We start from the raw sequence: 1,861 nt of genomic DNA on the forward strand, positions 1-1,861 counted from the left end.
TGCGTCTATGATAAGTAGCGTAGTCTTTATTTCTAAGAGCTAATCTCAATTCAGTTTCTTGTTGTTTATCTAATTTCAATTTCATACAATCTATTATAATTCAAAATTCGATTTTTATTTAGTATAAGAAATCGTATCCTCCTGATTATCCGAAACTATGAATAGCTGTTTCATAACACTCTCCCCATTGCAAACTCGATAATCTATTATATCATGTAACCGCGTTCAGGATTTCCAATTTTTAGCAGGTGAGGTGGAGGCAATTTTATCACCTAAACATGGACAAAGACCAGCTAATCCCAGATGTGACAAGGGATTTGGCTGGTCTGTCTGCTAAGTCTTGAATTTAAAAGTTTAGTCTAGTCTTCCTAGAAGAATACCGAAAAAAGATCTATTGTGTTAAAAAATCTCTTAAAATTTCAAAAACCTCATTTTTTGAGAACATGATATCAGAATTTTGGGGAATTGATTGAATATCTAAAGCCAATACATGAATAAATCTAGCCATATCTTGTTTGACTGTATCAGATACATCCAGATCGGATAATCTCTCACCTTCATGAAGCAGGGCAGCAAGACGTACCACATCATTTAAGTGCTTTTTAATTTTCTTGCTTAAGCCCTTATCCCCATCTTTCACACGATCAGTCATATCCAACCAAGCTTTTGCTTTAAAGACAATTAAGCCTCGATTACTCAAAACCGAGTATCCCTCGATTACTTCTCGCTCCTTCATCAACAATTGATAATATTCCCCATCTAGCAACAAAGCAGATAGACTAGCATCTTCATCAAAATGAACAGGTGTTTCTCGGCTAAGTTTTTTCAGAGGATATTCAGGTAAAATACTAAATAGTTCCAGCATTTCTGGAAAACCAGGTTTCTTAGTTGTAAAACGAAAGAGTTGAGCCTTATTATCTTTTTGACTACCTTTGTATTCTCCAAGTTCTAAAAATTTGGTCAATACATCATAAAAATCTTTATTTTTCATCTCATCAATAATGACCATATCATAGTCCTTTGTTGTACGACTTTCAAATCCATTCGCATCTAATATGATAGAAGTTGCCGTCCCACCAATGAGAACATAGTAATCTTGGTAGGCCTGAAACATTTCTTGAAAAATCGGTTTTAAATTTGCTGGCATATCATTCCCCCAATAAGTTTAAAATCTTATTTTCTAGCCTTTCAACTTCCTCTTCAATCCGAGGATCCTCATTATCCCTCAATATTACATAGAGCGAAATTGGATCTACCAATGTCCCATAACTATCTCCAAGCCAGTTCTTCGTCTGGTAATCAAAAGAAATCGGCTCGTAATTCCAAATTTCTAGCCGATGCCCTTGAAAGATATGTTGCCGAGGGACTGTTTCGAAATTTTTATAGATTTTCTTTGAAATCGCATAGTCTCCGTATTTTTTTGAATCTGCAAGCATCCCCAGATATGATAAAGCTTGAACATAGGTCATTTTTAAGGGCACTGCTTTATTTAATTGTTGAAAATCATGATCACTGATTGTAACAACTTTTCTAATTGGACTCACCAATAACTCTTTCGACTCTTCAAAAATCATACTTTTGGACTTGGCAAATTGATACGATTTCTGCTTATTATGAAGCCAACCGCGTTCTTTAAAAGATCTAAAATAACGATACAAACTAGGAATCGAAAGCTGCATAAACTGACTAATTTTCTCCATATCAATCATCGCATCTTTAGTATGCAGTAACAAGGTGATTAATAGCTTTTGCTCAGTCGAAGATAATTGGTCTTTTAACTCAATTTTTTTACTTGTTTTAGAAAATAAAAATCCTAGCTTGGGGATAAAAACATTTTCTTGATAGTCAAGATAAGATCTGT

1 protein-coding gene and 1 pseudogene are annotated in these 1,861 nt (G+C 34.3%); both read right to left on the reverse strand.

Annotated elements, in window-relative coordinates; all coding sequences use genetic code 11:
* Positions 1-682: 682 nt before the first annotated feature.
* A pseudogene (locus HZY94_RS10685) lies at positions 683-1,147 on the reverse strand (hypothetical protein); the annotation flags it as partial.
* Between the two features lies 1 nt (position 1,148).
* Positions 1,149-1,861: hypothetical protein (locus HZY94_RS08335; protein ID WP_179925773.1), on the reverse strand; the 713-nt coding region annotated here is incomplete at its 5' end.

This window comes from Streptococcus danieliae, from assembly GCF_013415245.1.
GTDB lineage: Bacteria > Bacillota > Bacilli > Lactobacillales > Streptococcaceae > Streptococcus > Streptococcus danieliae_A.